We start from the raw sequence: 24515 nt of genomic DNA on the forward strand, positions 1-24515 counted from the left end.
GCATTATGCACACCCACCCCTTTTTCGGTACCAATCATACGAATACTATTAGCATACATTCCACCAAGCTGTGAAACATCAATCGAAACTTCCGGTTTATTGTCAGTAGCGTTATCTAGTGGGGTGATAGTTTGTGTATCGTAACTGACCTGATTACGACCGGTGATTACATTCGCTTCATTGGCCCATATTGCCGAGTTAATCGATACCGTACGTGCTATCAAATCAGTATAGTTTTGCCCGGAACTGTCAAGCCCTTTACCGGTTACGGTAATGTGTCCTTGTTCAACCTGGTAACCATTTATTTCACCATTATTGATAATGGGTTTACCGGTGGTGAGGGTCCCTCGACTGGCATTAATAAAACCACAACCATTACAGGTGATGCCGGAAGGGTTAGCAATAATAACCTCCGCTTTTTGACCGGCAACTTCAACCACCCCGTTTAATTGGCTGGGATTACGTGAATTGACTTCGTTTAATATGATTTTTGCCGGCCCGGTTTTATTTAATAGTTCATTACCTTGTACATAACCCGCAATTTGTGTTTGGCTGATTTTACTGCTGTTATTTAATATCGCACCTTGCTGTGATACATCAAATTGTTTGTATTTGTTATGCGATACCCCTTTATTGTTCGGGGTTTGAATGTTGACTTGTGTCACGCCATTCGCCGTTGATATCACTATCGGTTGTTGGTTGCGGCCAGCTTGGTTATCCGCCACTATTTGACTGCCATAAACCGGCGAAGTCAGCGTGACAAAACCCAGCGAAATAGATACGAATAAGCTTATCGGTTTGAGCGTTGCAAAAATAGATTCAATCGCAGTTTGTTGCGTATCTGTGGTGGTTTTTGCCTGACCATTTGCTGTTTTCGAAATGTCAGCAACCACCATTTGCATATTACGTTTTTTGTTAAAAATTACTCGGTATAAGCGCTTATTCATAATCTATTCCTTATTCCTATCCCTTATCTTTATCTTTAGCTTTATTTTTATTTTTATTTTTTATGTTTTTTATTTATTCGCTGTTAGTTATACACATAACACAACATACATCTTGTTATTCAACCTAATAATTCCACATCACACTAAAACCTAATGCCAGCGGATTGGTTTGAAAACCTTTCGGTTTGCGAATTGGCTTGCCAGCAAACAGGTCATAGTAAAAACCATAATTGTTTCCCCGTAATCCCAATACGCCACCGGTTAAATGCCGCCCTAGCAGATACTCACTTTTACCCCCCGATACTTCACCGGTATCAAGACCTAAATAGGTTTCATGATTAAAGGGTGCTTGCCAGGCCAATTCATTACGAAGATACCAGCCGCGGTCTGCTCTTAATGTGAGCTCACCATCAAAGCCCCGAACACTCCAGCGCCCACCAATAGAAAACTGGTCCGGTGAAGTTAAGTGTGAGCCACGCGTATATTGTCCCTGATAATCTAAACGATAACGAAAGTGCTGTTCACCTAAGGTGAAAGGGACATTGGTAGAAAAGTTAACTAAGAAAATATCTGACAAGGCGCTGCCATTGTCTTCCGGGTTGTACTCCTCTGGCGCTTTTTTTGCATTAAACCAACGAACCCCTTTTTGGTAAGTGACGCCGGCATCGATAGTAATATTGTCAATGTAATGCCGGTGAGCAATGCCCAATTGCCAGCTTGTGGTTTTTCGTTGTTGGATTTCAATCTCGGTATTATCAACATAGTTATGTGACTGACGTAACATTAGGCCATAACTTAATGTGGTTTTTTGTGACTCATTTCGATGCAGCACATAACTCAGTTGTATATTGGCATTGCGGCTGCGACCACTGTACTGGTAATCCTGATTTTGACCTGCCACATTTTGATGATATTTATTGCCTGACAAAGATGCACTTAACGACCAGTAACCAAACGGGATTGAATAAGACAGCAAATAGTTGCGTGAGCCATATTTACCTTTTCCATTAATATCATGCCCGCCTGAGGCATAAAAGGAATCACTTAGCGATAAGGGATTATCTAAGTAAAATGTCACCCCGCCTTGGTCTCGCCCTGTTGTTTTGGTCCCTGAATCATCAACTGACAACCCCAGTCGCCACATCTTGCTTTGGTTGCGGCTAATAACAATATCGCTTTCGCCCGGTTTATCACCCGGCACTAACTTCATTTGAGCACTCACTGTCGGTAATCGTTGTAAATTTTCAAGTCCTTGCTCTATATCCCGTAAATTCAGAAGATGATTTTCGCGTGCTGGCATGGCTGTATAAAGCTGGGCATAGTTATCACTATCATCACTGTAATAAATATGCCGGGTTTTACCTTCAACCAATAATAGTTGCAACTTACCACTTGCCAAATCTTGTTCTGGCGCCACCACTCGCGTGGTGATATAACCATAGCTAATCAGTCTGTCTTGTATCGCTTTCATCAATAAATTAACACCTTGCGAGCCTAAGCAGTGGTGCTCAGCCTGTTTAGCCAATTTATTTAAGGGAATAAACCAGGGTAATTTATCCCGCTCAAGTAACTGCACTTGATTGATAACAAAACATAATGATTCAGTAGGAAAATTAAGTTCGCCGGTGTGGGTTGATGGCGGTAATAAACGGATATCGGGAGTGGCGGGCGTCAATGTTTCTTGTAAAGCCTTGTCGCGCTCTTGTTGATGAATAAGCTGCCCATCACTAATAACTTTTATCGGTGGCGGCTCGGCGAATAATAAACAAGACGGCGAAATAGTAATGACAGCCGTTAATACAAAATTTTTTACGGAGAAAGACATAATCACAACGCTACAAAATAGACACATAAAACCATGTCGGCCATACTAATGAGTAATAACCGATATGTATACACAGGTTGTAAATTCGGTGTAAATGTTTGTGATTTTACTGTAAGTTTTATGTAAATATTAATAAGTTGATTGAGATGTAACGTCCTGAATTTAAATCATACCAATGAATAAAAAGTTTAAATACTGCGTTTGTTATTGGCGTTGAAAATGGGATTGTTAATCGAAATAAAAATGCCATTAGCATTTTTAATACTAATGGCATTTTATATACAATTAAAAAGTCTGTTTTAACTATTTTTTCTTCGCTTTTACATTCGGTAGATCGGTTACCGATCCTTCATAAATTTCGGACGCTAAGCCGATTGATTCATGTAATGTTGGATGAGCATGGATAGTTAATGCAATATCTTCTGCATCACATCCCATTTCAACAGCTAAAGTGATTTCACCTAGTAGCTCACCACCATTAACACCGACAACCGCACCACCAAGCAAGCGATTATCAGCTTTATTGAAGATCAGTTTTGTCATACCCTCTGAACAATCAGAAGCAATCGCTCGTCCTGATGCTGACCATGGGAAGATTGCAACTTCGTAATCAATACCTTTAGCTTTGGCTTCTTTTTCAGTTAAGCCAACCCAAGCCACTTCTGGCTCGGTATAAGCAATTGAAGGGATAGTTTTTGGATCGAAGAAGTGTTTTTTACCGGCAATCACTTCAGCAGCAACATGCCCTTCATGCACACCTTTGTGCGCAAGCATTGGTTGACCAACAACATCACCTATCGCATAGATATGCGGTACATTAGTGCGCATTTGTTTGTCAACTTCGATAAAGCCACGATCGGTAACATTTACGCCAGCTTTTTCAGCGCCAATTAGTTTACCATTTGGGGTACGTCCAATTGCGACTAACACGGCATCATAAGTATGTGTTTCGGTCGTTCCGTCTTTTTTCTCCATGGTGACATAAATGGCATCATGTTTTGCTTCAACGGTAGTGACTTTTGTTTCCAGTCTTAGAGTAAACTTCTTCTGGATTTGTTTAGTGAAAACTTTAACCACATCCTTATCAGCCGCAGGGATCACTTGGTCAAACATTTCAACCACATCCACTTCTGAACCTAGGGCATGATAGACAGTACCCATTTCAAGTCCGATAATGCCCCCACCCATTAATAATAATTTTTTAGGAATGGTGGTTAACGCTAATGCATCGGTTGAATCCCAAATACGCGGATCTTCATGAGGAATGAATGGTAATGTAATTGGACGAGAACCAGCTGCAATAATCGCATTATCAAAGGTAATTTTGGTAATGCCTTTTGACGATGTCACATCCATAGTATGACTACCAGTAAATTGCGCTTCGCCTTGAATTACGTTGACTTTACGCATTTTAGCCATACCCGCTAATCCATTAGTGAGCTGATTGATGACTTTCTCTTTCCAACCGCGTACTTTATCTAATTCAAGTTTTGGGGTACCAAAATGAATACCATGTTCAGTTAATGATTTAGCTTCATCCATTACTTTAGCAACATGCAGTAATGCTTTAGAAGGAATACAACCTACGTTCAGACATACACCACCTAACGTCGAGTAACGTTCAACTAAGATGACATCTAAACCAAGATCGGCTGCACGGAACGCAGCGGAATATCCCGCTGGTCCTGCACCTAAAACCACAACTTGTGTTTTAACTTCTTGACTCATAATCTATTTTCCTCCACTACATCACTAAACGACGTAAGTCGGATAATACGTTAACAATATGGCTTAAGAAGCGTGCACCGTCAGCACCATCAATCACGCGGTGATCGAATGATAATGACAATGGTAACATTAAGCGCGGTGTAAACTCTTTACCATTCCAAACAGGTTTCATGGTTGAACGCGACACTCCTAAAATTCCGACTTCAGGCGCATTTACAATTGGTGTAAATGAAGTGGTACCAATTCCGCCTAGGCTAGAAATAGTAAAACAACCACCTTGCATGTCTGAACCTGTTAATTTACCGTCACGCGCTTTTTTAGAAATTTCAGCCAATTCACGTGAAAGTTCAACAATACCTTTTTTATTCACATCTTTAAATACCGGCACTACTAAACCATTTGGCGTATCAACTGCTACCCCAATATTAATGTATTTTTTAATGATTAAGGTTTGTGCATCTTCAGATAATGAACTGTTAAAGCGTGGGTAAGCCGTTAACGCACTTGCCACCGCTTTCATAATAAACACAAGTGGTGTGATTTTAAGATCAAGTTTTTTCTTATCAGCTTCAGCATTTTGTTGCTTACGAAATGCTTCTAGATCAGTAATATCTGTTTCATCAAATTCAGTAACATGCGGAATCATCACCCAGTTACGATGTAAATTAGCACCAGATACTTTTTGAATCTTAGTTAATGGTAATGATTCTACTTCACCAAATTTACTGAAATCAACTTTTGGCCATGGTAATAAGCCAGGTAATGCACCACCCGCATTGCCACTTTCAACTTGTTTAACCGCATTTTTAACGTAAGCTTGAATATCCTCACGTAAAATACGATGTTTAGGACCTGTTGGTGTCACTTTAGCAAGATTAACGCCAAATTCGCGAGCTAAACGACGAACAGATGGTGTTGCATGTGCATACGCATCATTTTCAACAAAATCATTCCCAGCCGCTGCTGGAGCTGACGCCTTAACCGGCTCGGCTACTGTTGCAGGCGCCGCAGCTACTTGAGCGGGTGTTGACACCGGTGTTGAAGTGTCTGCTTTTGCCGGCGCGCTAGTTGCAGCAGTTTCAAATTCCATTATTTTAGAACCAGTTTTAACTTTATCGCCAACTTTAACAACAATATTTTTAACGACACCGGCAACGGTTGCAGGCACTTCCATTGACGCTTTATCGCCTTCAACAGTAATGATGTTATCATCGATTGCTACGCTATCACCAACTTTAACCGAAATTTCAGTGACTTCAACCTCATCACCACCGATATCAGGCACATTGACATCAACAATTTGACTTGCGGCTGGAGCAGCAGATGCAGCTGGCGCTGATTTTGGCTCTTCTTTGGTAGCTGGTGCACTTGCACCATCTTCATCAAATTCCATAATAGCAACACCAGTTTTTACTTTATCACCAACTTTCACAATGATAGATTTGACTACGCCTGCTTGTGGTGCTGGAATTTCCATTGACGCTTTATCACCTTCAACAGTCATAATATTATCGTCAACAGCAACTTTATCACCGACTTTGACTAAAATTTCGGTTACTTCAACTTCATCACCACCAATGTCGGGTAATTTTATTTCTATACTCATTCTTTTTACCTCTTATGCAATACGTGGGTTGAGTTTATCTGGGTTGATTTCAAATTTTTTGATGGCTTCTTCAACCACACTAGCTTGAATATCACCACGTTTAGCAAGTTCACCCAATGCAGCAACAACAACGTAAGATGCATCTACCTCAAAATGATGGCGCAAGTTTTCTCGACTATCACTGCGACCAAAGCCATCAGTACCCAATACTCGGTAACTTTCGGCAGGAACAAAACCGCGGATTTGTTCAGCAAACAGTTTCATATAGTCAGTTGAGACAACCGCTGGATTGTTGTTCATCACCTGTGCAACATAAGGCACTTTTGGTGTTTCACTTGGATGTAACATATTGTAACGTTCACAATCTTGTCCATCACGAGCAAGCTCGGTAAATGATGTTACACTGTAGACTTCTGAGTTAACCCCATAATCTTTTGCTAAAATATCAGCTGCTTCACGTACGTGACGTAAAATAGAACCTGAACCTAATAATTGAACAGTTGGTTTACCTTTTTGACCTGCAACAGTATCAAGTTTATAAATACCTCGACGAATCCCCTCTTCAGCACCTTCTGGCATTGCTGGTTGCGCATAATTTTCGTTAAGAGTTGTAATGTAGTAGTAAACATTTTCTTGTTCGCCATACATACGACGTAAACCATCTTGCATAATTACAGCGACTTCATAAGCATATGCAGGATCATAAGAGATACAATTAGGAATAGTTAAAGCTTGAATATGGCTATGACCATCTTGGTGTTGTAAACCTTCACCATTTAGGGTTGTGCGTCCAGATGTACCACCGATCATAAATCCGCGAGCTTGTTGATCGCCAGCTGCCCACATTAAATCACCAATGCGTTGGAAACCAAACATTGAGTAATAAATATAGAATGGAATCATTGGGAAATCATTAGTACTATATGAAGTTGCAGCAGCAATCCAAGAAGCTGTCGCACCACATTCATTGATTCCTTCTTGTAAAATCTGACCTTTTTCATCTTCACGATAGTAAGCGACTTGTTCTCTGTCTTGTGGGGTATATTGTTGTCCATGTGGATTATAGATACCAATTTGACGGAATAAGCCTTCCATACCAAAAGTACGTGCTTCATCAGCAAGAATTGGCACTAAACGTGGTGCTAACTCTTTGTCCTTAAGCATGATGTTAAGAGCACGAACAAAAGCAATTGTTGTTGAAATTTCTTTAGTTTGTGCTTCAAGTAATGGTGCAAATTCACTTAATGGTGGAATTGAAACTGTTCCAGAGAACTTGGTTAATCTTGACGGAACATAGCCATGCAGCGCATTACGACGTTCATGAATATATTTGTATTCAGGTGTATGTTCTTCAAATTTAATATATGGTAATTTTTCTAGTGCATCGTCTGTCACAGGAATATTGAAGAAATCACGAACATGACGAACACCATCCATATTCATTTTTTTAACTTGGTGAGCAATATTTTTCGCTTCAGCCGCTTCACCCATACCATAACCTTTAATAGTATGAGCTAAAATTACAGTTGGTCGATCTTTAGTTTGTTTTGCTCGCATAAATGCAGCAAACATTTTAGATGGATCTTGGCCACCTCGATTTAATCTAAAGATCTCTTCATCAGACATATCTTTAACTAAGGCAGCAGTTTCAGGGTATTTACCAAAGAAGTGTTCACGAACATAAGCACCATCTTTAGATTTTAATGTTTGGTAATCACCATCAAGTGTTTCGTTCATTAGGCGGATTAATTTACCTGATTTATCTTTTTGTAATAATTTATCCCAACGATCACCCCAAAGCACTTTAATGACATTCCAACCCGCACCAGCAAATACACCTTCGAGTTCATTGATGATTTTACCATTACCAGTTACAGGGCCATCTAAGCGTTGTAAATTACAGTTGATAACAAAAACTAAATTGTCTAGTTTTTCACGAGTTGCAACTGTGATTGCCCCTTTTGATTCTGGCTCATCCATTTCACCATCACCTAAAAATGCATAGACAGTTTGTTCTGAAGTATCTTTTAGTCCACGATGGTTTAGATATTTTAAGAATCGAGCTTGGAAAATCGCACTAACCGGACCTAATCCCATAGAAACAGTTGGGAATTGCCAAAATTCAGGCATTAATTTTGGATGAGGATAAGATGATAACCCTTTACCATGAACTTCTTGACGGAAATTATCTAATTGTTCTTCAGTCAAACGACCTTCAACAAATGCACGTGAATAAATACCTGGTGAGATATGACCTTGGAAATAAACTAAGTCACCACCATCTTTTTCATTTCTAGCGCGGAAAAAGTGGTTAAAACAAACTTCATAAAATGTAGCAGCAGACTGGAATGATGCCATATGACCGCCAAGCTCTAAATCCTTTTTAGACGCTCTAAGTACCATCATAATAGCATTCCAACGAACAATTGAACGAATGCGTCTTTCAATTTCCCAATCCCCCGGATATGCAGGCTCCTCTTCTACAGGGATGGTATTGATATAGTTACTGGTTGAAGAACCAAAAAGTAAAGGTACACCACCATCTTTGGCTTTATTGACTATTTGTTCAATAATATATTGTGCACGTTCGATTCCTTCCTCACGAATAATTGAATCAAGACTTTTTAGCCAATCTTGTGTTTCAATAGGATCGATATCATTCACTTGCATGTCCGACATATAAAAACCTCTTTTTTGTTAAAAAAAATGCAGCTTTTGCTATCCTTAGCTATAACTTAAGCCATAACTAACTTATAACCTTCTACTCTGCATTACGGAGCTTATTTAGTATAAGTCTGCCATTTTCAAAGAAAAAGTAAAGCAAACCATAGTTTAGAAAAGAATGTTAATTCCTATCAAATTAATCAACCATTTCAATTATTGATTTAAATAAGATCATAATCAATTGATATAAATCAAATTTAATAAAAATTAATTTATCTGAATTAATGAGATTGGTTATACCGTGATTAGCTATGTATTGTCAAGTTATAGTAAAATCTGATATATAGATGTAAGTTTTTGATAAAAATGGCAGATTAAAGCTACAGTGAAGATGAAAGTAGAAAATATTATTATTAAGGATTTAGATATACAGCCCTATCTGCAAACTTATCAAGCCATGCATGAATTTACACTTAATCGCAATGAACAAACATTGGATGAAATTTGGTTAGTTGAGCACTATCCTGTTTTTACTCAAGGAAAAGTTGGCAAGCCAGAACATTTGTTATGCAAAACAGATATTCCGATTGTACAAACTGATCGCGGCGGACAAATTACCTATCATGCACCTGGTCAGCAAATTATGTATATATTATTTGATTTGAAACGACGTAAGATCGGCATTCGTGATATTGTCAGTTATTTGGAAAAGAGTGTCATCGATGCTTTGCAACACTATGGTATTATAGCTTACGCTAAAGTCGATGCACCGGGTGTGTATATAAATAATAAGAAAATTTGTTCACTCGGGTTACATATTAAAAGAGGCTGCACATTGCATGGGCTTGCATTGAATATTGATATGGATCTTGGACCTTTTCAAAATATCAATCCTTGTGGTTATGCAGGATTACAAATGACACAATTAAAAGAATATGTCTCGCCAATTGATCGTAAAAAAATAAAACAATTGTTAACCAATAATTTCATCAAGCAGTTAACAAACTAATAAGATATAAATTATGCAAAATAATGAAACAATAATCAGAAGTTCAAAATATCGTGATGCTGATAAAACACGATTAATCCCAACCATTACAGTTGAAGATGTAGCGCCACTGAAAAAGCCAGAATGGATGAAAATCAAATTACCGGTTCATTCTGATAACATTTCGCATATTAAAAATACCATGCGCAAACACGGTTTACATTCAGTTTGTGAAGAGGCTTCTTGTCCTAATTTAGCTGAGTGCTTTAATCATGGAACCGCGACTTTTATGATTTTAGGCGATATTTGTACGCGTCGTTGCCCATTTTGTGACGTTGCACACGGGCGACCTTTACCGCCAGATCGTGAAGAACCCATAAAATTAGCTAAAACTATACAAGAAATGAGACTGCGTTATGTAGTAATTACCTCGGTAGATCGTGATGATCTTAAAGATGGAGGCGCGAGCCATTTTGCTTCGTGTACCAAAGAAATTAGAGCATTAAGTCCTAATATTAAAGTTGAAACTTTAACGCCGGATTTTCGTGGTTGCATTGATGAAGCGGTTAAGGTATTAAGTGACAATCCACCCGACGTCTTTAACCACAATTTAGAAAACATTCCTCGTTTATATAAAAAAATTCGTCCCGGTGCGAGTTATCAAGGTTCACTAAAATTATTAGCCGCTTTTAAAGAAAGACATCCTGAAATACCCACAAAATCTGGTTTAATGGTGGGACTTGGTGAAACTAATGAAGAACTGATTCAGGTATTGAAAGATCTACGCACTCATGGCGTAACTATGCTGACGTTAGGTCAATATCTACAACCAAGCAAATATCATCTACCGGTTGAGCGTTATGTGCCACCGGAAGAATTTGATGAGTTAAAACAAATCGCATTAAATATGGGATTCACTCATGCCGCATGCGGCCCATTTGTTCGTTCATCTTATCATGCCGATTTACAAGCCATGGGAAAAGAGGTGAAGTAATCTTCACCTTTTTTACTCTTTTAATCATCATAAACCATAAACCGACGGTTTTCAGTTACAATTTGTAAGAATATTGGTAAGCTTATCTTCTCATCTTTTTCTAGTTTATCATTTAAATCATAAACTTTTGAACGTCCAAATTCATCTAGTACAACAGTTTTATCACTATAAAGCGCAGCTATTTCGTTTTCATTACCAGCAATGATCCATTGTCTAGATTTTTGATCAAATAGGTTTTTACCTTGGCTATATTGTTGAGGTGGTGTGGTAACGTTAAATGCTTCTTGCATTAATGTACTCAAAATATCAGTTTGCGTAGTTACATCACTAATTTGTTTCATCTCTTTATTTGGCCAAGAAATAATTAACGGTACTTTTAGTGATTCACGACTAAAACTTTTTGTATTATCACGTAAAGCAATTTTCAAATTTTCATTAACACTAATGTCATTTGAACCAGTGATAACAATAATCGTATTATCGAATGCATTTGATAATTTTAAGTAGCTAATTATCGATTCTAAATACTGATCTAATTTTTTTGCCTCTGTTTTTAATTCCGCTATCGGTATATTTTTATTTTTAAAGCCCAGTGAATATTGAATGACAGAAAATAAAGGTGCATGGTTATCCAATTCATTCTGTTTGTCATGCCATGCCATCCAGTTATCCGTCACCTGTCGATTAGTCTGTTTTTTAGGTTCTGGCAATGTAAAATTAGAGAGTAATGCATAACGATAGAGAGGTTCAGCAAAACCATCTGCCGAAAATAATCCTAAATTATAATGTTGCTTTATCACCGCATCAATTAAAGCCGAAGTTTTGTGACTCGCTAAAATACTGTTGTAATAATTTGGATCTAACCCATAAAACAATGAAAAATCATTTAAATATGACTGATTACTTGCACCATAATGATTAGCAAAAAAGAGATTGTTTTGCGCAAATTGATTTAACCAAGGCATATTGTTACAAAGCAAGTCATAATTCCACCCATCTATAGCAATCATTACTACATTTTTCATCTGTTGTTCGGTATTAAATGTAATACGTCCAAGTGGATACTCAATTGCAAGCGCGAATGGATTACCTTCTTGAATAACTCGATTACGATAATCATTTTGCTCAATAAAACCATAACGCTCAAGAAAATGCCTTGCGGTAAGTGGATAAGACAGTGGCAGGCTTGAACGCTGCATGGTTATTGGTCGATAAAAATTAGCATCGGCCCAAATATGAATAAGATGGGAAGATATAAAGCAAAGAATAAATATAAGCACAACAGGCTTTGCAAATCGTTTTCGTTTAGTAAGGCTACGTAACTTTTTCCAGCTCCAGATTGCAAATAAAATCTCAATAAGGAGGATAAACGGAATAAGAATAAATGCTGTACTTAAAAAAGAAGCCTTTTGTGTAGTTAGCAATTGCCAAATCGATAAATTAAGATGCATTCGAAAATGCGAAAAAACGTCAATATCTATTAAAAGTAAGGTAATACCTAAAGTAGCTATAATTGTTGCAATGATGCGTTGCCATCTTGATGAATAAATGAAAAAACTTAATGGAAAAAGTAAAATCAAGTAAGCAATAAAAGTCAAAAAACTAAAATGCCCAATCGCACTAATAATGGCATAAAATCTTCCCATAAATGTGCGAGGCCAGTCCCCAATCATCAAGTATTGACTACCAAGAATAATTACGACAAAAATATTAAATAATGTAAACCAGTGTCCCCAGCTCACAATTTGTGAAACTTGTTCATCTTTAAAATGATTATTTTTAAGTTTGAGCATATTTAATTGTTGGCAATGATGATAACAATGATTAGTAACTATTAATTTATGGCATAGTTTACCTGATTTTGAAAAATCTTTCTGTAAATTTTTTATTTGTTAGCATAAAGATCTCGGTAATTTGTTGGCGTTACAATCGATACTTGCTATAATTTAAAGATTTATTTGGCTAACAAAAAAGATACTCATTTTGGCAATCAAACAACTCGAAGCACAACAGCTTCAACCAGATTTAAAACAAATCGAAATCATCGTTAATAACAAAAAAATACCTTCTGATTTAGCCACTAAAGAGGTAAATAATTTATTGACATGGCAACCACGAATTGCCGATGCCTTTTCACTATTGTGCCCAAAGCAAAAGCAAACTTATACCCCTCGGTTTATGCTCCTAAAAGGGACAGAAAGCGAACTGTTTTTTAGTTTATTTAAACAAGCAATCAAACCTAGTATTTCAACCTCTATTTTAGGCTTTAGTTATTATATCAATGATAACAAAATCACGCTAACAAAGGCCAAAAGTAAACAAGATAACTTCGCTGTTCAAGATACGTGTTTAACAGCCCTCTCTTTCGATAGTGAAATGCTATTAGGCTGCGTTCGACAACCGGAAAATGATCCTATCAAATTACAAGCAGGATTAGTTCATCAAGCCAATGGTGGTTTTTTGATTTTAGGACTTCGCTCGTTACTTGCCCAACCATCATTGTGGTTTAAATTAAAACAGATGGTGATAAAACAAGAATTTGAATGGTTTTCTGCTGATGAATTACACCCATTGCCTATTGCTATTCCCAAAATGCCTCTTGATTTACGCATTATTTTAGTCGGTGATAGATTAAGCTTAACCGAATTACAAGATCTCGATCCCGAGTTTTACTCTACTTCAATTTATAGTGAGTTTGAAAACGAATTAGCCGTTAACTCACCTTTACAGATAGAACAGTGGTTTAATTACTTAGAATTTTTAGCTGACAATCAAAACTTACCACATATTGATAAATCAGCATTCACAAGGTTATATAAAGAAGCAACACGTTATACCGGCGATCAATTTTATCTTCCGATGGCGGTTGATTGGGTTTACGCCTTATTAGTTAATGCTGCCCATTATATGCAAAATAGTGTCATTGATGAGTCAGCTATAAGCAAGTCAATCAAGCAAAAGCTCTGGCGCGAAAGTTATTTAACTCAGCGGTTTTATGATGAAATATTTACCAACCAGATAATGATTAATACCAAAGATCAGGTTGTTGGGCAAATAAATGGGTTATCTGTCATTGAATATCCAGGTTATCCAAGAGCCATTGGAGAACCCTCTCGTTTAAGTTGCATTATTCATTTTGGTGATGGTGAATTGATTGACATTGAACGTAAAACTGACCTTGCAGGCAACATTCATTCTAAAGGAATGATGATAATGCAAGCATTTATGATGTCTGAATTTGCGATAAATCATCAATTACCTTTTTCAACATCTTTAGTGTTTGAACAATCTTATAGTGAAATCGATGGTGATAGTGCTTCACTTGCTGGATTTTGTGCACTTATTAGTGCATTATCCAATCAGCCTATCGATCAACAATTAGCTGTTACCGGTTCAGTTGATCAGTTTGGTCATGTACAGTCAATTGGTGGCGTAAATGAAAAAATAGAAGGTTTTTTTGCCGTTTGTCAGCATCAAGGTTTAACTGGCCACCAAGGTGTTATTATTCCCGCCAGTAACCAACGCCATTTGAGTTTAAGCGATGAAGTGATTAATGCAGTGATAGAAAATAAATTTTCAATTTGGGCAGTTGAGCATATTGCCGATGCCTTGTATTTACTAACGAGTATTCCCTATAAAGATGAGCATGGTATTAGTTTATACAAATTGATTCAGGCGCGCATGCAATCACTGTTACTGCAAGATAAAAAACACGACAGTTGGTTGAGTAGATGGCAAAAATATTGCAAAAAATAATAATAACCAATACACTTTAAAGCAAAATCTCATTTATTAATGAGTTAAACTGATACTGTTTAAGCACTATCTATTTTTATAACATGGATATTAATAATACCGTTATTTTGACCATGAAAGTAATAACAACAAATAAAAGGTTTTTTTATGACATTTGAACGTAAGTCTTCGTACGATAAAGCAGATTTAATTAAATCAGGCAATAGTGAATTATTTGGTCATGATGGTCCTCCTTTACCTTCTGATCTAATGTTAATGATGGATCGTGTGATTGAAATGAATGAAGATGGCGGCAACTATAGTAAAGGTTATGTTGAAGCAGAATTCGATATCAATCCTGATTTGTGGTTCTTTAAATGTCACTTTAAAAATGATCCTGTGATGCCTGGTTGCTTGGGCTTAGATGCATTATGGCAATTAGTTGGCTTTTATCTTGGTTGGATTGGCGGTAAAGGTAAAGGACGCGCCCTTGGTGTTGGTGAATTAAAATTAAAAGGTCAGATCCTGCCAAAAAATAAAAAAGTGACTTATAAAATTCATTTTAAACGCGTCATTAACCGTAAATTAATTATGGGAATTGGGGATGGCGAAGTTTATGTTGATGGTAAATTAATTTATGAAGCAACTGATCTAAAAGTTGGATTATTTAAAGATACCAGCGAATTTTAATTCATAGCTAAGATTACTTAGCCTTATAACGCGCATGTTGTAAGGCTAAACTAACTATTTAGTAGACAGTAGTGGTTGGTTGGGTATCATTAATAGCAACGTGTTTTTGCTATTTTTCATTGCAGCTCAACTAAGTTAGCTATTTTACCTATGACCGAATTATATTCCTTATAACAATATAAACTAGTTCATTATATTGATAGTAATCACCATAATAAGTTTATTTTTTAAGTTGTTAAATATGATTTTGTTGAAACGTTTTTTTATTATTAGTGTTTTTTCTTTTTTATTCAGTTCTTTTGTTTATGCTGATTTTGCAGGCAAAGTAGTCAAAGTGATTGATGGCGATACAATTGATGTATTAACCAACGCTAAACAAAAAATTAGAGTTAGATTGTTAGATATCGATGCGCCCGAAAAAAAACAAGCTTATGGCAATGTGTCGAGAAAATATTTAGCGTCACTTGTTGCTGGTAAAGCTGTTTTTATAAAAGAGAGTAAAAAAGATATATACCAACGAACATTAGGTACTGTATTTTCGAATAAGATAAATATCAATGCTAAGATGGTTGAAAGCGGCTATGCTTGGGCTTACCGTTATAAAGGAATAGCGAATAATCAAGAAATGATAAGATTAGAAACGCAAGCCAAACAAAACAAAAAAGGGCTTTGGAAAGATAAAAATCCTATAGCCCCTTGGGATTTTCGACATCGTAATAAACGATAAATAAACTTTAGCGCATTATTTTTTAGAAGATAATGCTGCTTCTGCTTGTTTTAATGCATCTAATCCTTTCTTACAAGCATTTTCTTGATCAGCTTGAGACATTGCAATAACTTGCTTTTTACCCATTTCTAAATTTTGTTTCAACATATCCGTTTGTTGTTTAGTCGCTGCATTATCTGGAATGGCTTTAATTAAGTTATCCACTTTATCAAAGTAAGTTTTACAAGACGCTGATAAGTCTGCCATAGCAAAAGAAGATAATCCCAGTAATGAGATGGTAAGTAGTAATTTTTTCATTTTTTCCTCATATTATTTTACTATTGATACGTTATAAAGTATTTTTTAAAAGTATATATGTAGAATTATTTTGCTTGTTATCTTACCAGCAAATAGTTGCTGATAAGATAGGATATGAAGGGAGGTATTTAAATTAGAACAACGTCAGCAGCAGCTGGACCACGAGGACTATCTTGGATAGAAAATTCTACTTGTTGACCTTCAGCTAGAGTTTTAAAGCCATCACCAGAAATCGCTGAAAAATGTACAAATACATCTTTACTGCCATCTGCAGGCGAAATAAAACCAAAACCTTTACTTTCATTAAACCATTTAACTTGACCAGTTTTCTTAGACATAACAATCTTCCTATAAATAAATTAATCTTAGCCGCTGACGGCCATCTTTAAAACATAAAACCTAGACTACTTATTAACACTAAGAAGAGGAGACTGAAGAAAACTAATACGAATCCCTGATATAAAGTAAACTACAAACTGCGAATATCTAAATGTTACAAAATAAATCTGCATGTTATATGCTGGTAACTATTAACGCATAAATTTCGATTGAATGCAAGAAATGTTTTACTTTCAACATTTCATTACTCTAACAGAAAGGTATACAAAATGAATTTCTATTAGAGTAATATGTCACACTTAACAATTTATTTTTCGGACAAATCTTTCGATTTTTTGATTGTTGCTTCTACTGCATCGATAACTGCCGCTCGAAATCCTTTTTCTTCAAGAACTTGTACACCTTCAATGGTTGTTCCACCAGGCGAACAAACCATATCTTTTAACTCACCAGGATGTTTACCGGTTTTAAGTAACAGTTTAGCCGATCCTAACACCGTTTGTGCTGCAAATTTATAAGCTTGTTTTCTCGACAAACCACCTTTAACAGCACCATCAGCAATCGCTTCAATAAACATAAATACAAATGCAGGTGAAGATCCGCTAGCACCAACAACCGCATCAATCAAATATTCAGGCACAACTTCGGTTTCACCAATACAATTCAATAACGACTGCACGATTGTTAATTCATCGTCTGTCACTTCTGTGTTAGGGGTAATTGAGCACATTGCCGCATTTACTAATGCCGGCGTATTTGGCATCACTCGAATAATCTTTTGCTCATAACCAACGCTTTTTGCAATAGTTTTAATTGTGACACCTGCTGCAATTGAGATAACAATCGTATTCTTTTTTAACTCTTTTTGAATATCATTTAATACATCTACAATGACATTTGGTTTAACCGCAATAAAAACAATATCCGATTCACGCGCAACTTCACGCTCGGAATTGAGATTATTAACAGCATATTCTTGATTAAGGCGTTGCCCTTTTTCTGGATGATGGTCATAAACATAAAGCTGAGATCCTGGAACAATGTTACTTAATAAAATCCCTTGTAAAATGGCATTTCCCATATTTCCTAAACCAATAAATCCAATTTTTTGTTCCATTTACTTATACTCCTATCAAAGAATGATTTATCTAATTATTATAGAGTACTTTTTAGCTGAAGTTCAAAATTTTATGAGTTTGTTTATTTCAGATGGATCAATAGATCATTTATTTTGATGTTCAATAGAATGCCTTATTAAACAACGTTTTAATTCGTTCAAAAACTGATTATCTGTATAGCTCGGATATTTTGTTATTGGACGATTGATTAAATAAGCTATTTGATGTGATGTTAATCGGAAAATTTGGGACAAATTTAATAAATTAAAATGAGTTTGCGATATAATATCCTCAGGTATTAAAGCAATATTTTGTTGTTTAATTTTATTCTCTACTAATGATATTTGCTCAGCCCGCCATTTTGGATAAGCTTGGGTATCAAACTCGCCATTCAATTGATATCCCCAATCTGTTTTATTGACGTGAGGAAAATAAGTTAAAACACTTTTTATTGGTAAACCACAACTAATCACATACTGATTATCTAGCTTTTTTATTTGTTTAACTTGTAATTTTAAAGAACGCTTAAGCAATTGAGTAACAATGTAAGCTGACTGATTATAAAGTCTACAAAATAAACCACTATCTTTAATAAAGCACACGGCTGAACAATTTTCTGTTAAATTGATTTTCTCTTGAGTATTCATTTGATATCTAATTTTAATAATTCTTTGGAATTTTAAAACAGCTAATGACTAAAATTTATTCAATTTTTTAGAACCTTACCGCGCTTTGCGCAATAAGGTTCTTATGCCATGTTAACCTTTTTCAACTTGCTTGGTGTGCTTCGCACTACAAGCATAAGGTTAATGTTCTATTATGTTTTATATCTAAATCCGTTAGCTGCTGAAATAAATAATATTAGTGCTTTAGTGTTATTAGTAATTGTTCACACAAGCAGCTCTAATATTAATATAGTTTTGAGGAAATTTATGGCTAATACCAGAACCACCACCAACCAAACTCGGATCAACATAAAATGGATTACCATCACTGTAAATATCACTTGTCCAGTAGCCATGCCAATAACGCCAGTCGCTAGCAGCATATTCGCCTTCATCAGTATAAGTCATACCCCATTCACTAAATATTCCACCAACCCATTTTGCTGAGCTATCTTTATAACTAATTCTTCTTTGGTAATCTAAATGAGTGAAATTAGGTAAACCACCATTCCAATCATTACCATTGCCATTGGTATAATCGCGAACACTTGGTATTCGATAATATAATAAACCATTACAGAAGCTTTTGGTTTTTTCATAGTCACTATCAACTTGCCCTAATCCACTAGCACCACTTGGATCAGCAATAAACCAACGGGATATCTTAAATGAATACAGCAGTAGTTTCTTTTTATTATCCCCATAAATTTTAAATGTAGTTGGAGAAAACCACTTATTTGCGGAATCTTTATTTGGTCCAATAAGTTTAACATCAATCATATTACTACTTCGAGCCGTTAATTGTAATGTTACACCAGACCCTTCTACCGGTCTAACCACTGAACCATTGAGTATAATGGCCGCTTGTGCAGAAATCCCCTCAACCATTAATGAAAAATTCAAACCATTTGACCCCGTCGTTGGAAAATTAGACTCGGGTTGATTTACATCCTGTAATTTAAAACCCTTGCTTGGATCCCATTGTTCTGAAGGACCGGCAAAAAAACCACTACCATTGATAACACTAGGTTTAGCATAACACGTTTTCGGAACTTTATAATGTAGATAGTAACTATGACTTCCACCACTGAATATACTTATACTTGGTATGCCAAAAGTCGTTACTAACGATCCACTATCGGCACTCATCGTCATTTTATACGGTGATTGACACGCATTTAACTGATAATTTGGATTTGACTTGACATAATTTGTCACATCATCACCATTAGCTGTTTCCCACTTTACCTTTAGATTCCCCGTTATCGTTAAAAGTTTATCTCCATCCTCATCGCGCCAATAATTGTTTTTCACAATTACATTCGCTAAAGTAGTTGAAGGGTAACTAGTAAAGGGCATACTTGTTTTTATATCATTAAATGTGACAGAGCCGCCATCCATTAAAATAGGATTAGTCATACTTGAATTATCTTCGGATGCCAATATCTTCTTCTTATTTGGTAAGGTCAACGATAATAGTGGCAAAACCGTATCCGACTCGGTCTTTCCGTCATCAAAACTTAAATAAGGACCTTTTCCATTTATTACCTGCGCTGTTTGTGTTGTTAGACCATGAGCCGTATTTATCAATACCGTATCAACCAACAACAATATTAGTAAACAAGAAGATAGAGGACTGGCTATTACTAATTTTATTAACCATCTACTTAATAATGATTGTTTTGCATAAAACAATGTCGCTTTAGTAAGCTGATGCGACAATAAAACTGAAATAGTTAGTAGATAGATAGAAAAAGAAATTATAAAAGGAACTGGTGATAAGTTCGGTAATAAAGATTGAAAAGTTTGCTGACCGCTAACGACTTGATGCGCTAATAAATCCCGATGCCCGATGCCCGATGCCCGATGCCCGATGCCCGATGCCCGATGCCCGATGCCCGATGCCCGATGCCCGATTAAGACCACATTTTAACATATTTTTGCCACTCCCTGTAGCGATTTACTTAATTTTTTCATAAAATTCAATAGGTTGATTTTTAATTATTAAAACTCAATTAGATTAAGTAATCAAGTGCTCGCAAATGATACCAGATATTATTAAATATATCATAATATAATTGCATCATTTTCCTAGCAAATAATGTAAAAATTATAATAATGATCAACCCAATAAAACGATAACTATTTTAGTCTTAAATTGGTAACAATCTATTTTTTATGATTTTTTTAAACTATTCAAACTGCTTGGGCATAATTTGCATACCATATTGTTGCCCTGTTTGCATTAAAGAATAAATTTGTTTAACTTTGCCTTCTTTAATTAAATTACTTACTGCGGGGGTATTAATTAACACTTCAAATAAAGCTTTACGTCCATTTTCGGTGGTGACTAGTTTCTGGCTTATTATTGCCTTCAAACTATGAGATAATTGAGTACGAATAAAATCTTGTGAACTGTCTTCAAATACATCAATAATACGATTAATAGTTTCAATAGCGGAATTTGTATGCAACGTAGCAAAAACTAAATGCCCTGTTTCAGCTACTGTTAATGCGGTTTGGATAGTTTTTTTGTTACGTAATTCCCCAAGCAATATTATGTCAGGATCTTGTCTTAAAAGGCTATCAACAGTCTGCTCCAAATTTGTTAACTCTCTTTGTTGAATTAATGATTTTTGATTATGATAAATAAATTCAATCGGATCTTCTAAGGTTAATATGTGCTTTGATTGATTAAAATTAATGTGATTAATTAATGATGCTAGTGTGGTTGACTTACCACTCCCTGTTGAACCGGTAACTAAAATAATGCCACTTTCATAATTGATAAGTTGTTTAAAAATTTCAGGCGCATTTATCTCGGCAAGGGTCGGAATGTGTTGTTTAATTATGCGAAAAACAGCTGAGATTCCTCGATATTGATAAAAAATATTCACTCTAAATCTGCCTAATTCCTTTACCTGATAAGCGAAGTCAATTTGCTTATTTTGGTATAATTGTTGTTTTTGATCGCCAGTTAATAACGATAATAACTCCGTCTCTAAACTTATTGGCAATAACCTGTGTTCTGATAAAAATTGTAATTGCCCATTAATCCGAATACACACAGCTTCACCACTTGAAAGGTGCAAATCAGAGGCATTTTGCGTTACACTAAGAGCCAAAAATGAATTTAACATTCAATTATTCCAACTAACTTTGATTCGGGATTCACATGAATACAGTACATGACAATATACTCACCATTAAAAACAAAATTAAAGATATTGCGTTAGAATGCGAAAGAGATCCCAATAGCATAGAACTAATTGCCGTCAGTAAAACAAAACCTGTGACATTAATCGAACAAGCTATTAGTGCTGGTCAGTTTGCATTTGGCGAAAACTATGTTCAAGAAGGCGTCGAAAAAATTCAATTTTTTAAACAAAATATGCCCAATGCCCCTTTAATTTGGCATTTTATTGGCCCATTACAATCAAACAAAACAAAATTAGTGGCAGAAAATTTTGATTGGATGCACACAATTGATCGTTTTAAAATCGCTCAGCGATTAAATGAGCAAAGGCCAGCCAATATGAATAAACTTAATGTATTAATTCAAGTTAATATAAGCCAAGAAGCGAGCAAGTCTGGTATTGCACCCAATCAAGTCGCTGAGTTAGTTAAGCAAGTTATAGCATTACCCAATTTGAATTTACGTGGTTTAATGGCTATTCCTGAAATCGAGAATGATTTTAACAAGCAATTAGATGTATTTAAGCAGATGCAGCAACTTTTAAAATCACTACAAATAGATTATCCATTTCTTGATACATTATCTATGGGAATGTCTGCTGATATGCAAGCAGCAATCGTTGCAGGCAGTACTATGGTTAGAATTGGCTCGGCGATCTTTGGCGCAAGGCAGTATTTATGATATATTGCAAGCTTATAAAATTTTTAGGAGTGTTAAATGATATCACTGATCTTCTTGGGAAGAGCTGTTTTAACTGTTTGTCTGTATGTGATCATTTTACGTCTATGGATGCAGAGTGTAAGAGTTAATTTTCATAATCCATTTACTCAATTTATAGTTCGCATTTCTCAACCCATTATTGGACCATTACGTAAAGTAATTCCGTCAATAGGAAGAGTTGATAGTGCAACCTGGTTAATTTTCTATCTGGTCGCGCTAGTTAAAATTATTTTTATTTTACATTTTGCCATGATTAATGCACCAGTTTGGAGTCCTGAGTATTTAGCATATGCCGTTGCTGCTATGATACACGCCTTTGGTCATTTATTATTTTGGTTACTGTTATTTAGAGCTATCCTAAGTTGGGTAAGCCGTGGACAATCGGTCGCTGATGAGCTACTCGCAGAGTTGACTGAACCCTTTATCGCACCCATTCGACGCATTGTTCCACCTATTGGCATGATTGATATTTCATTTATGATTTTTATCTTTATTCTAATGTTCTTAAATTTATTTGCCATCGATGTGGTCGGAAGTATTTGGCTAATATTATAAAAGCTTTTAAAAAAGGGAGTATTCTCCCTTTTATAAAATATGATCTTCCCAACAAATTACATCTTTTTCATACACAATTCGATTCTTAACTGATATCCTCAACTGATGCATAAGCTTTTTATCACCGGTAATGAGTGGATGCCACTCGGGTAGTTGCCCTGTTTGTAAAAAGTAACGATAAGAACAAGTTAACGGTAACCATTCAATAGTAAGAAGATTTTCACGCGTTAACTTAATACAATCAGGCTCATATTTAAAACGATTGTGATAATGCTTACAACGACACGTATTAGAATCAAGCAAGTTACAAGCGACATTGGTATACAAGATTTCTTCGGTCTCTTCATCCATCAACTTATTAAGACAGCACTGACCACAGCCGTCACACAACTGTTCCCATTGTGCATCAGTTAATTGATCTAACGTTTTAGATTCCCAAAATCGCTCTGTCATACTTTAAAATCATCTTCTTTTAACATTTGTAAGAAAAAACCATCTGCTTTTATTTTTTCTTCTATTTCATCTGAAGTACCAACAACAAAACGGCGTTTACCGTCTAATAATACTTTCATCACCAATACAGGTGAACCAAAAATTGACATTACTTTTTCAGGAATAGTAGAAAAATCATTCTCCTTTTCCAGATATAAATAACAATTTTCTTTTTTTGGACTTCGATAAATATAACACCACATCATAACCGATGAACCTACTCCTTCATTTTATTAAGACTATTTTGTAAATAAACACCTGCACCTAATAGACCAGGATCTTCATGAGTAATGACATAAACAGGGATTTTTTTAACCAAGTACGACATTCGCCCTTTGTTTTCAAAAGCATGCCGAAAAGGTGAAGATTTAAAAAACTCGATAAAACGTGGTACGATGCCACCAGCAATGTAAACGCCACCTTGTGTGTTCAGTGTTAATGCTAAATTACCACCAAATCGTCCCATAAAAGTACAAAAATAGGTTAGCGTTTCTAAACAGAGTGGGCAGCTATTGGACAACGCTTTTTTGACAATTACATCAGGCGTAATCTCTTCTATAGGTTGATTATTAATGTTTAATAATGCTTGGTATATATTTACAATACCATTTCCAGATAAAAATCGCTCAGACGATACCCGACCAAACTTTTTGCGTAACTCAGCTAAAAGACGATCTTCTTTCTCATTGGTCATTGGTAATTCGGTATGCCCACCTTCTCCAGACAAACTGATCCAATGTTGATTAACTTTTATTAAATGCGATACACCAAGACCAGTTCCAGCACCATAAATCGCAATTGGGTAATTTAAATCAGCGTCATCCCCACCAATTTTTACTAAATCTTTATCGGTTAATTGTGGAATAGAGGTCGATACAGCCGTAAAATCATTAATTACTTCAAGTTGTTTTAAGTTTAATGCTTTAATCAGCGCTGAACGTGAAAACGACAAATTATTATTGGTCATATTCACCATATCCGTATCATCAATAGGGCAAGCAATTGCAATACAGGCCATATCGACACTGATTGATTGATTAGCAAGATAGTTTTTAATCAAAACTAATAGATCATCATCTTTTGAAATCAGAACTTTTGTGATAGCAGATAATTTGTTAGTGATTAAATCGTACAACGCAAAACGGGCATTGGTTCCACCAATATCAGTGACTAAAGCATATTGACTCATGTTATTCCCTTCTATTACAAATTGTTTTTAAATCCTATTG

Annotated in this window: 22 protein-coding genes; 7 read left to right on the plus strand and 15 right to left on the minus strand. The window is 35.8% G+C overall.

What is annotated here, in order from left to right:
• The 5 genes from A9G09_RS10605 to aceE all read right to left on the minus strand — a co-directional run.
• Window positions 1–947, minus strand: a 947-nt coding sequence (locus A9G09_RS10605; RefSeq protein WP_141671559.1) for a filamentous hemagglutinin N-terminal domain-containing protein, incomplete at its 3' end; no start/stop codon positions are given.
• Between the two features lie 124 nt (window positions 948–1071).
• Complete coding sequence (locus A9G09_RS10610) at window positions 1072–2772, minus strand: ShlB/FhaC/HecB family hemolysin secretion/activation protein (RefSeq protein WP_141671572.1); 1701 nt, start codon at window positions 2770–2772, stop codon at window positions 1072–1074.
• A 303-nt stretch (window positions 2773–3075) separates the two neighbouring features.
• Window positions 3076–4500, minus strand: coding sequence for a dihydrolipoyl dehydrogenase (gene lpdA / locus A9G09_RS10615; protein ID WP_065634813.1), 1425 nt, complete (start codon window positions 4498–4500; stop codon window positions 3076–3078).
• A 16-nt stretch (window positions 4501–4516) separates the two neighbouring features.
• A complete protein-coding gene (aceF, locus tag A9G09_RS10620) occupies window positions 4517–6106 on the minus strand; it encodes a pyruvate dehydrogenase complex dihydrolipoyllysine-residue acetyltransferase (protein ID WP_081297550.1) in 1590 nt (529 codons plus the stop codon).
• Window positions 6107–6118: 12 nt separating this feature from the next.
• Window positions 6119–8785: a pyruvate dehydrogenase (acetyl-transferring), homodimeric type gene (gene aceE / locus A9G09_RS10625; protein ID WP_065634814.1), complete on the minus strand. Its 2667-nt coding sequence runs from the start codon at window positions 8783–8785 to the stop codon at window positions 6119–6121.
• Between the two features lie 376 nt (window positions 8786–9161).
• On the opposite strand from aceE, the gene lipB reads away from it, so the two are divergent.
• Together lipB and lipA are read left to right on the plus strand one after the other, a co-directional pair.
• Complete coding sequence (gene lipB, locus A9G09_RS10630; RefSeq protein ID WP_065634815.1) at window positions 9162–9779, plus strand: lipoyl(octanoyl) transferase LipB; 618 nt, start codon at window positions 9162–9164, stop codon at window positions 9777–9779.
• Between the two features lie 13 nt (window positions 9780–9792).
• Entirely contained in the window at window positions 9793–10752 is a 960-nt protein-coding gene (gene lipA, locus A9G09_RS10635) for a lipoyl synthase (protein WP_065634816.1), read from the plus strand.
• 20 nt (window positions 10753–10772) lie between these two features.
• Here lipA and A9G09_RS10640 read toward each other — a convergent pair whose 3' ends face one another.
• A complete protein-coding gene (locus tag A9G09_RS10640) occupies window positions 10773–12545 on the minus strand; it encodes a DUF3413 domain-containing protein (protein WP_065634817.1) in 1773 nt (590 codons plus the stop codon).
• Between the two features lie 190 nt (window positions 12546–12735).
• Between A9G09_RS10640 and A9G09_RS10645 the strand changes: the two genes are divergently transcribed.
• The 3 genes from A9G09_RS10645 to A9G09_RS10655 all read left to right on the plus strand — a co-directional run bounded on the left by A9G09_RS10645 (window position 12736) and on the right by A9G09_RS10655 (window position 15904).
• Entirely contained in the window at window positions 12736–14508 is a 1773-nt protein-coding gene (locus A9G09_RS10645; protein ID WP_218056907.1) for a Lon protease family protein, read from the plus strand.
• A gap of 147 nt (window positions 14509–14655) precedes the next feature.
• On the plus strand, window positions 14656–15177 hold the full coding sequence (gene fabA, locus A9G09_RS10650; protein ID WP_065634819.1) for a bifunctional 3-hydroxydecanoyl-ACP dehydratase/trans-2-decenoyl-ACP isomerase: 522 nt from the start codon (window positions 14656–14658) through the stop codon (window positions 15175–15177).
• 241 nt (window positions 15178–15418) lie between these two features.
• On the plus strand, window positions 15419–15904 hold the full coding sequence (locus A9G09_RS10655) for a thermonuclease family protein (protein WP_065798709.1): 486 nt from the start codon (window positions 15419–15421) through the stop codon (window positions 15902–15904).
• Window positions 15905–15919: 15 nt separating this feature from the next.
• On the opposite strand, the gene A9G09_RS10660 is transcribed toward A9G09_RS10655, so the two are convergent.
• The 6 genes from A9G09_RS10660 to A9G09_RS10685 form a co-directional block, all read right to left on the minus strand.
• The gene (locus A9G09_RS10660; RefSeq protein ID WP_065634820.1) at window positions 15920–16201 is read right to left on the minus strand and encodes a DUF5339 family protein; all 282 of its coding nucleotides are present in this window, start codon (window positions 16199–16201) and stop codon (window positions 15920–15922) included.
• 128 nt (window positions 16202–16329) lie between these two features.
• Window positions 16330–16539, minus strand: coding sequence for a cold shock domain-containing protein (locus A9G09_RS10665; RefSeq protein ID WP_065634821.1), 210 nt, complete (start codon window positions 16537–16539; stop codon window positions 16330–16332).
• Window positions 16540–16847: 308 nt separating this feature from the next.
• Window positions 16848–17657 carry a pyrroline-5-carboxylate reductase gene (proC, locus tag A9G09_RS10670; RefSeq protein ID WP_065634822.1) on the minus strand — a complete coding sequence of 270 codons (810 nt, stop codon included), beginning with the start codon at window positions 17655–17657 and terminating at the stop codon, window positions 16848–16850.
• A gap of 105 nt (window positions 17658–17762) precedes the next feature.
• Window positions 17763–18305 (minus strand): hypothetical protein, encoded by a 543-nt coding sequence (locus tag A9G09_RS10675; protein ID WP_065634823.1) that lies wholly within the window; start codon window positions 18303–18305, stop codon window positions 17763–17765.
• Window positions 18306–18536: 231 nt separating this feature from the next.
• The gene (locus A9G09_RS10680; protein ID WP_065634824.1) at window positions 18537–20249 is read right to left on the minus strand and encodes a hypothetical protein; all 1713 of its coding nucleotides are present in this window, start codon (window positions 20247–20249) and stop codon (window positions 18537–18539) included.
• A 266-nt stretch (window positions 20250–20515) separates the two neighbouring features.
• The gene (locus A9G09_RS10685) at window positions 20516–21463 is read right to left on the minus strand and encodes a type IV pilus twitching motility protein PilT (RefSeq protein WP_065634825.1); all 948 of its coding nucleotides are present in this window, start codon (window positions 21461–21463) and stop codon (window positions 20516–20518) included.
• Between the two features lie 35 nt (window positions 21464–21498).
• Here A9G09_RS10685 and A9G09_RS10690 point away from each other — a divergent pair, with 35 nt between their 5' ends.
• Both A9G09_RS10690 and A9G09_RS10695 read left to right on the plus strand, forming a co-directional pair.
• Complete coding sequence (locus tag A9G09_RS10690; protein ID WP_065634826.1) at window positions 21499–22200, plus strand: YggS family pyridoxal phosphate-dependent enzyme; 702 nt, start codon at window positions 21499–21501, stop codon at window positions 22198–22200.
• 36 nt (window positions 22201–22236) lie between these two features.
• On the plus strand, window positions 22237–22794 hold the full coding sequence (locus A9G09_RS10695) for a YggT family protein (protein WP_065634827.1): 558 nt from the start codon (window positions 22237–22239) through the stop codon (window positions 22792–22794).
• A 30-nt stretch (window positions 22795–22824) separates the two neighbouring features.
• Here A9G09_RS10695 and A9G09_RS10700 read toward each other — a convergent pair whose 3' ends face one another.
• The 3 genes from A9G09_RS10700 to A9G09_RS10710 are packed head-to-tail and all read right to left on the minus strand — an operon-like array spanning window position 22825 to window position 24475.
• Entirely contained in the window at window positions 22825–23247 is a 423-nt protein-coding gene (locus A9G09_RS10700) for a YcgN family cysteine cluster protein (protein ID WP_065634828.1), read from the minus strand.
• Window positions 23244–23492, minus strand: coding sequence for a YcgL domain-containing protein (locus A9G09_RS10705; protein ID WP_081297552.1), 249 nt, complete (start codon window positions 23490–23492; stop codon window positions 23244–23246). Before A9G09_RS10705 ends, A9G09_RS10700 begins: the two co-directional genes overlap by 4 nt.
• Before the next feature lie 11 nt (window positions 23493–23503).
• Window positions 23504–24475: a glucokinase gene (locus A9G09_RS10710; RefSeq protein WP_065634830.1), complete on the minus strand. Its 972-nt coding sequence runs from the start codon at window positions 24473–24475 to the stop codon at window positions 23504–23506.
• Window positions 24476–24515: the final 40 nt, after the last annotated feature.

Origin of the sequence: Gilliamella sp. wkB292, from assembly GCF_001690235.1 — a bacterium.
GTDB classification, from domain to species: domain Bacteria; phylum Pseudomonadota; class Gammaproteobacteria; order Enterobacterales; family Orbaceae; genus Gilliamella; species Gilliamella apicola_F.